Origin of the sequence: Nitratidesulfovibrio liaohensis, from assembly GCF_011682075.1 — a bacterium.
GTDB lineage: Bacteria > Desulfobacterota > Desulfovibrionia > Desulfovibrionales > Desulfovibrionaceae > Cupidesulfovibrio > Cupidesulfovibrio liaohensis.
Genome location: NZ_VSMK01000084.1, coordinates 1 through 7,171 on the forward strand (window position 1 = coordinate 1; position 7,171 = coordinate 7,171).

8 protein-coding genes are annotated in these 7,171 nt (G+C 68.0%); 3 read left to right on the forward strand and 5 right to left on the reverse strand.

The features are described 5' to 3' along the window. Positions 1-232 (reverse strand): LysR family transcriptional regulator (locus FVW27_RS03735; RefSeq protein WP_167122855.1); only part of this gene is annotated, 232 nt, incomplete at its 3' end. Positions 233-422: 190 nt separating this feature from the next. Here FVW27_RS03735 and FVW27_RS21105 point away from each other — a divergent pair. Next, positions 423-554 (forward strand): hypothetical protein, encoded by a 132-nt coding sequence (locus tag FVW27_RS21105; RefSeq protein ID WP_263284425.1) that lies wholly within the window; start codon positions 423-425, stop codon positions 552-554. A gap of 304 nt (positions 555-858) precedes the next feature. Here the strand turns inward: FVW27_RS21105 and FVW27_RS03740 are convergent, their stop codons facing one another. The 3 genes from FVW27_RS03740 to FVW27_RS03750 form a co-directional block, all read right to left on the reverse strand. Then, positions 859-1,866, reverse strand: coding sequence for a zinc-binding alcohol dehydrogenase family protein (locus FVW27_RS03740; protein WP_167122856.1), 1,008 nt, complete (start codon positions 1,864-1,866; stop codon positions 859-861). 67 nt (positions 1,867-1,933) lie between these two features. Beyond that, on the reverse strand, positions 1,934-2,146 hold the full coding sequence (locus tag FVW27_RS03745) for a hypothetical protein (protein WP_167122858.1): 213 nt from the start codon (positions 2,144-2,146) through the stop codon (positions 1,934-1,936). A gap of 60 nt (positions 2,147-2,206) precedes the next feature. Next, entirely contained in the window at positions 2,207-2,473 is a 267-nt protein-coding gene (locus FVW27_RS03750) for a hypothetical protein (protein WP_167122860.1), read from the reverse strand. A 109-nt stretch (positions 2,474-2,582) separates the two neighbouring features. Between FVW27_RS03750 and FVW27_RS03755 the strand changes: the two genes are divergently transcribed. Together FVW27_RS03755 and FVW27_RS03760 are read left to right on the forward strand one after the other, a co-directional pair. Further along, positions 2,583-3,554 (forward strand): LysR substrate-binding domain-containing protein, encoded by a 972-nt coding sequence (locus tag FVW27_RS03755; RefSeq protein ID WP_167122862.1) that lies wholly within the window; start codon positions 2,583-2,585, stop codon positions 3,552-3,554. Between the two features lie 240 nt (positions 3,555-3,794). Next, the gene (locus tag FVW27_RS03760) at positions 3,795-4,379 is read left to right on the forward strand and encodes an NAD(P)H-dependent oxidoreductase (RefSeq protein WP_167122864.1); all 585 of its coding nucleotides are present in this window, start codon (positions 3,795-3,797) and stop codon (positions 4,377-4,379) included. Between the two features lie 288 nt (positions 4,380-4,667). Here the strand turns inward: FVW27_RS03760 and FVW27_RS03765 are convergent, their stop codons facing one another. Then, positions 4,668-6,797, reverse strand: a complete 2,130-nt coding sequence (locus tag FVW27_RS03765) for a peptidase U32 family protein (RefSeq protein WP_341806065.1) — start codon at positions 6,795-6,797, stop codon at positions 4,668-4,670. Positions 6,798-7,171 lie beyond the last annotated feature (374 nt).

Here is a 7,171-nt window from a genome sequence, read left to right on the forward strand (position 1 = left end):
CCGCGTCCAGCCCGGCCAGCAGGTGGCGCACGTCGTCGCGCAGGGCCTCGCCCGCCGGGGTGGCCCGCACCGTACGGCTGGTGCGGTCGAACAGGCGCACCCCCAGTTCCTCTTCCAGCGCCTGAATCTGCTGGCTGAGCGGCGGCTGCGAAACGTGCATGCGCCGGGCGGCCCGCCCGAAGTGCAGTTCTTCCGCCACGGCCAGAAAGTAGCGCAGCTGGCGCAGCTCCATTATCAATATCTCCTGCGTATTGATTGGCGAGAAAATTCGAATTGGACATATCATTCGGTGGGCCGTAGCGTCCAGACCATGCACTCGGCCCCGTGGCCGGTTGGTGCGTACGGACAGGTGGAGCACGACAGGCGGTTCAGGATGGCCCTGGCCGCCCGCTCCACCACCCCGCAACCTCACGGAGCATTCCATGTTCGCCCTTGCCCTCATTCAACCCCGCCCCGACCGCCGCCCGCCCGTGCTGGTGCGCCTGGCCCTGGCCGTGCTGATGGGTGTGGTGCTGGGGGTGGCCATGGGGCTTGGCCCCACGCTGGCTCCGTAACGTTCACCCCGTTCGACCGCCACGCGCCGAGGGGTCCGCCTGAAGCCCTGACGCGCGAAACAGGACGCCCCCTACCTGCCGGAGGGGGCGTCTTTTGTCGTGTAACGACAAGGTCGTGCGCGACAGTGCGGAATGCGGGTGGTACGGACGGCCCGGCGCATGCTCCCCCCCGGTGCGCGGAGGAGGGCACACTGCAACGGAAGGACATGGCCGGGCCGCGGGGCGGCAGGCCGGACGGCGGTGGGTGCAGCGCCGCCGCCGGACCCCTTCCCCGGTACCGTGGCCGACAACGGTTGTAGTCGGCCTAGAATGCGATGACCTGCTTGCCCACCACATCCCCGTTGCGCTGTCGCTGGTGGGCCAGCCGCACCGTGGCGGCGGAGAGGCCCCGCAACGGTTCCGCGCCCAGGGTGGTGCGAAGGGTTCCCTCGTCGACGAGTCGGGCCACCCTCGCGAGGATCAGTCCCTGCCTGCCAATGTCCCAGGTGGCGTACATGGACCGGGTGAACATGAATTCCCAGCAGAAGCGCACGGCCTTGCTCTTGAACAGGGTGATGTCCAGCGGTCCGGAAGGATCGTCGATGAGGCAGATGCTGCCCTGCGGGGCGATGACGGAGGCCATGGCCGCCCAGTGTTGCTCCATGTGGGTGGTGCAGAAGATGGCGTCCACCTCGGGTATGCCGATTCGGGCAAGTTCGGCGGGCAGATCGCCGCGGCCGATGACATGGGCCGCCCCCAGCGAGATGCACCAACCGGCGGATTCCGGACGGCCCGCTGTGGCGATGACCGTCAGCCCGGCCCACGCGCCCAGTTGCACGAGCATGGACCCCACGCCCCCTGCCCCGCCGATAACCAGCAGGGTTCTGCCGGTGTTGGCGCCCGCCTCCGGAGTGAAGCCCAGCCGGTCGAACAACCCCTCCCACGCGGTGAGCGACGTCAGCGGCAGGGCCGCCGCCTGTGCCGGAGTCAGCGATGCCGGGGCGGGGGCGGCCAGCCGCGCGTCCACCAACTGGTATTCGGCATTGGTGCCGGAACGACCCAGATCGCCCGCGTAGTACACGCGCTGGCCGGGGGCGAAGCCGCTGATCCCTGTACCCACGGCCTGCACCACGCCACAGGCGTCCCAGCCCAGCACACGTTGGGTGCCGGGGGTGAGGCGTTCGAAGACCTTGGTGTCGACGGGGTTCACGGCAACGGCGTCGATCCTGACCAGCAGATCGCGGTCGCCGGGGGCGGGAACGGGCATGTCCACGTCGCGGAACGCGTCGGGGTCTGTGGCGGCAAGGCCGCCGGTGGCGATGACTGTCTTCATGGGGGTGCTCCTGTGTGCTTCGGGGGGATCGGTCATGAGTGATTGACGGGTACTGCGGATGCCGGGGTTACGTGCCGCCCCACCAGACATGGTGTTCCAGCGGATCGCCGCGTGAACTGGCGGCCTGTTGCGGCGGTGTGCTCCCCGGCTGCGCGTCGGCACGGCCAGTGGAGCCGACAGGGGGGGACGAATCCTTGCGGGTGAGATCGGCCAGCCATTGAAAGATGTTGGAGATCATGCCGGGGTTGCTATGGTCGTCGTTCATGCCGGTGGTGTTCATGGCGTACTCCTTTGTCGGGGTAAAAGGCGGGAACGTGGCATCGTTGCGGAGGTCGGACGGCTAGGGGCCGCCCCACCAGATGCGGTGGCCGTTCAGGTCTTCCCGGACCGCGGCCTCGTCCATCCGGTTCAGCTGCGGAGCGGTTCCGGCGGGTGCATCCGGCAGCGCCGGGACCGCTTGCTGTCGTCCGGGACGATTGACGCCCGTTTGCCAGTGGCGGAAGAAGGCCGTCAAAAGGCCGCTGCCAGGGATGCCCTGGCCGTGGCCCGGGGTCTCACGCGGAGCATGAAGTTCCGTGGGACGATGGTTGGTGCAGTTGGTGTTCATGGGGGTCTCCTGTGGGGTTGAGTTCCATGACTACCGTATAGGGCCGGGCCATCGAAAAGAAAAATTAATTGTTCTTGTGATAACGATAATGAAAGCTTATTATTCTGCCATGAGACAGCCAAACTTGGACATTGACCTGCTGCGGACGTTCGCCGTCGTTGCGGAAACACATAGCTTCACCGCTGCGGGAGACATGCTGGGCCGCACGCAGTCCGCCATCAGCCAGCAGATCCGGCGGCTGGAAGACGCCGTGGGCAAGGAACTGCTGACGCGCACCAGCCGTTCGGTGGCCCTGACTCCGGCGGGTGAGATACTGCTCTCGCATGCCCACCGCATTATCCTGCTCAACGACGAGACCATGCGGCGGCTGGCCGCGCCGCCCATAACCGGACACTTGCGGCTGGGGGTGTCCGAGGATTTCGTCCCCCTGCAATTGCCCAGGCTGCTGGCTCACTTCGCGCGGGCGCATCCCGGCGTGAAGCTGGAGCTCATGACCGGTCTCAGCACCGCCCTGGTCAACGCGATGAACGACGATCTGCTGGACGTGGTCATCGCCAAGCGCGACGCCCACCCCCAGAGCGGGCGGGTGATCTGGCGCGAACAACTGGTATGGATCGCCAGCCGCGACGAGCCGCTGGAATGCCCGGATGATGGAGGCACCGTGCCGCTGGTGGTGCTGCCGCCGCCGTGCTCCTACCGAAAGGTGATGCTGGACGTGCTGGGCGGGGCCAAGCGGGCCTGGACCATCATCTGCACCACGCACAGCCTGATGGGCTTGCAGGCGGCGGTGGCCGGCGGGCTGGGCGTTTCGGTGGGCGCGCGGTCGTTCCTGCAGCCGGGCGTGCGCGAACTGGATGTCAGCAGGGGCGCGGGGGGCGCGCCGCTGCCCGCGCTGCCGTCCGTGGAAATAGCCTTGTTCGGCGAGCCTAACGCCCCGACCGAACTTACCGGCGGGTTGGTGGACTTTCTGGTGGACGGCCTGCGGAGCCTGCGCGGCGAGGCATGGGCGGCGGACCTGATGGGGAACGGGGGGCCGACCAGGCACGCCCGGGACTGGAACCCCAACGGCTTCGGCTGCTAAGCGCCGGGAGGGGGGCTGCAGTACGCACCAAAAAGTGCCTGCTTGACTGTAACGCCACGCAAGGTATGCCTGAGACGGTGAAAAAACCGCGCCGACTTTGTCCGACGCCGTCCATCATGCCCCTGCATGCACTACAGGGCAGGTTTCGTACCGACGAGCCACAGGCGAGCCACGGACGAGCCACGGACGAGCCACGGACGAGCACGCAGTAGTCTGGCGCACAGCCGCAGCGAGGTTGCCATGAACGTTCTCATCCTCAACGGGCATGAGCCCTATCCCCGGTCCCCCGGAGATATCAATCGTCACATGGCAGGAGTGGCCCGCGACATACTGACGGGGCTGGGCCATGCAGTCCAGGTCGTGGAAACCGTAAAGCCCTACGATATCGATGCAGAGGTGGACCGGCACGTGTGGGCGGACAGGCTCATCGTGCAGTCGCCGGTGAACTGGATGGGCTTTTCCTGGAGTTTCAAGAAGTACATCGATGTCGTCTACCTTGCGGGCATGGACGGAAGGCTGAGCAAGGGTGACGGACGCAGTCGCTCCGCGCCCGAAAGACAGTACGGCACGGGTGGCCACATGGGGGGCAAGCAGTACATGCTGTCGCTGACCTTCAACGCACCCGCTGCCGCGTTCGACGACCCCGGCCAGGTGCTGATGCGGGGGCGGACCGTGGACGACCTGTTCCTGCCCGCGCACATGACCTTCGGGTATCTCGGCATGACTGCGCTGGAAACCTTCAGCTGTCATGACGTGATCAAAAACCCGCGCATCGGGGAAGACCTGGAGCGTTTTCGCGCGCACATCACCCGGCTGTTCGGATAGGACCTGCCGCGCGGTGCCCTTTCTGTCCTTTGGCGTCGCGAGGATGGCTTTTCATACCGGTCAAATAAGCAACGAGTGCGCCGAGGACCGCAACCGTAACGCCCGGGCTTCGCATTGGTGCACCGGTTGGGGCGTGCGCCCGCCGTAGAACACCACGCTTGCCCGGCAGAGAGCGAAAATTCTCATGGCGTCGGCAAGCCCCGCCGGATTGCTTGCGCACATGAAAAAAGACGCCCCCTGCGCACAGGGGGCGTCTTTGCATTTCGGTCGGGCGAAAGATCGATGTGGCTACAGCAGCGGGATGTCCCAGTTGAACGGACTGGTCCGCCGCGGTTCGGGCACGGTCAGGGGCGGATGCTCGTCGATGCGCACGAACAGGGTGTACCCGGCGGCTTCCAGTTGTCCGCGCCGGTCCTCGATGTCCAGCGGCCAGCCGGGGTAGATCCAGGTATTCTGGCCGTAGCGGCGGGCCCAGAACACCTCGTTCTTGGGGCTGTTGAACGGCTCGCCCGGCTTCAGCCCTTCCAGATGGTGGCGGGTGACGCCCATGGGCCAGTAGCCGGACAGCACCACGCCCAGCGGCAGGCAGCTCTGGCGCGGCAGGGCCAGGATGTCTTCACCGGGCAGTTCGGGGCTGACGATGGCGGCGGCAAAGCCCAGCTTGCGCAGTACGGCCAGCGCCGCCGGGTTGGACGTGTTGCAGAAGGGACCGGCGGTCAGCACCAGGTCGCGCCGGGCGTGCGCATCACCGAACAGGCCGACCTGCCACGGCGCGTTGAGCACGAAGTGGCGCGCGCCGTCGCGGACGGCTTCGCGGGTCATGCGCAGCCACTGGGCTTCCTCGTCCGGCCAGATCACCGGTGGCAGCCACCACGAGATGCGCGGGTACAGCGTGCGCGACACCTCGCGCAGGGCTTTCGGCGACAGCCACAGACCCATCACCGTGCCGGGGCGCACCCCGGCCTTGCCCTCGCGGCCATGCGGCAGCGATCCGCGCAGGATCACGTCCAGCGGGCGGGCGGGCTTGCCGGGGGCGGGATAGCTGGGGGTGAAGTCCACCGCGCCGCCTTCCCCGCCGCCCCTGCGGTGGCGTTCCAGCTTGGCCTGCCAGCTGCGTACCTCGCGCGTCAGTTCCGGCTCGCGGCGGTCGATGAGGAACACCGGCGTGCCCAGCTTGGGCGTCTTGTGGCGCGGCAGGCGCAGGTTGAAGGTGCCTGCCTTGGGGATGTGGCGGGCCACCGGCAGGGTGGTGTGCCACGATTCGTCCTCGTACCCGATGCGCAGCAGGTCCTGCGGCAGCAGTTGGAAGCGCGGCTTGAAGAAGATGCCCCCTTCCGGGGTCTGGCCCACCTTGCCCGCCAGCAGGCCGGAACTGGTCTGCTCGCCGGGGGCGGTGGGGTCGTCGCCGCGTTGGGGCAGAAAGCGCGAATGGGTGCCGGGGCGGCCCAGCGCCATTTCAAGGATGTCCTCGGCCTGCTTGCGGGCCTTGGGGTCGTCCGGGTTGTCGCGCAGCAGGCGGTAAGCCGACACCGCGTAGTACACGTAGTGCGGTCCCTTCTTGCGGCCCTCGATCTTCCACGAGGCCATGTGCGGCACCGACAGCAGCGTTTTGGCCAGCACGTCCAGCGAAAGATCCAGGCACGAGAAGAAGCGCCCCTCGCGGCCCTTCTGGCGGTACACCCGGCGGCACGGCTGCACGCAGCGGCCCCGCAGGCCGCTTTTGCCGCCCATGTAGCTGGACCAGTAGCAGCGGCCCGACACGCAGTAGCACAGCGCCCCGTGCACGAAGAATTCCAGGTCCAGATCGTCCGGGCAGGCGTTTCCGCAGGCGCGGATTTCGTCGATGTTCAGCTCGCGCGGCAGGATCACCCGGCTGGCGCCCAGGTCGCGCGCCACGGTGAGCGCGGCGGGGTGGGTGACGTTGGCCAGCGTGGAAAGATGCAGTTCACCCGCGAACCCGGCCTGCCGGGCAATGTCCAGCATGCCGAGGTCCTGCACGATGAGCGCGTCGGGCCGCACGTCGCGGGCCAAGCGGGCCACCAGACGCCCGGCGGCGCCCGGATCGCCCGGCTTCAGCATGGAGTTCATGGCCACGTAGATGCGGCGGCCCTCGGAATGGGCCAGGTCCGTCAGCGCGGCCAGTTCGCCGGTGGAGAAGTTTTCCGCCTGCATGCGGGCCGAAAAGTGCTTCAGGCCCAGGTACACCGCGTCGGCACCGGCGGCGAATGCGGCCAGCGCGGCCTGCATGTCGCCCGCCGGGGCAAGGATTTCGGGCGTGCGCAGGCTGTCCGCCGGAGCGGGCGCGGCGCTGCCGGATGCGGTGGCCCCGGCGGTCACGCTGGGGGGCAGCAGTTCCGCCAGCTCCGCATCGCTCAGGCGGGTGCGGTGGTGTTCGCGTTCCGGGGCGCGGTTGTCCACGAATTCGTCGGCCTTGCCTGCGGATTGCGTCGGTCGCGAGGGGCGCGACGGACGATCCGCGCGGGGGCCGGAGCGGTCGCCACGCCGGTCGTCCCGGCGATCATCGCGCCGGTCGCCACCACGGGGGTCCGTGGTCCAGTCATCGTTGCCCCGCTTGCCGGAGTGTTTGCCAGATTGTTTGCCGGACTGTCTGTCAGTCGGTTTGCCGGAGGACTTGCCGGGCTGTCCGCCCTGCTGTCCGCCCTGCGATCCGCCGGACCGCTTGCCGCCGCGCGGGCCGGAGGGCTTTTGCGAGTCCTGCCCGTCTTGCTGCTGCGGGCGACGGGGGCGGGTGGGGCGGTCCTCGCGTTCGGCCTGTGCGTCACTGTCCTTGC

Bases quoted from the DNA above. Each gene is read 5' to 3' on its own strand.
- FVW27_RS21105 (WP_263284425.1), top strand. From the start codon at position 423: ATGTTCGCCCTTGCCCTCATTCAACCCCGCCCCGACCGCCGCCCGCCC.
- FVW27_RS03740 (WP_167122856.1), bottom strand. From the start codon at position 1,866: ATGAAGACAGTCATCGCCACCGGCGGCCTTGCCGCCACAGACCCCGAC.
- FVW27_RS03745 (WP_167122858.1), bottom strand. From the start codon at position 2,146: ATGAACACCACCGGCATGAACGACGACCATAGCAACCCCGGCATGATC.
- FVW27_RS03750 (WP_167122860.1), bottom strand. From the start codon at position 2,473: ATGAACACCAACTGCACCAACCATCGTCCCACGGAACTTCATGCTCCG.
- FVW27_RS03755 (WP_167122862.1), top strand. From the start codon at position 2,583: ATGAGACAGCCAAACTTGGACATTGACCTGCTGCGGACGTTCGCCGTC.
- FVW27_RS03760 (WP_167122864.1), top strand. From the start codon at position 3,795: ATGAACGTTCTCATCCTCAACGGGCATGAGCCCTATCCCCGGTCCCCC.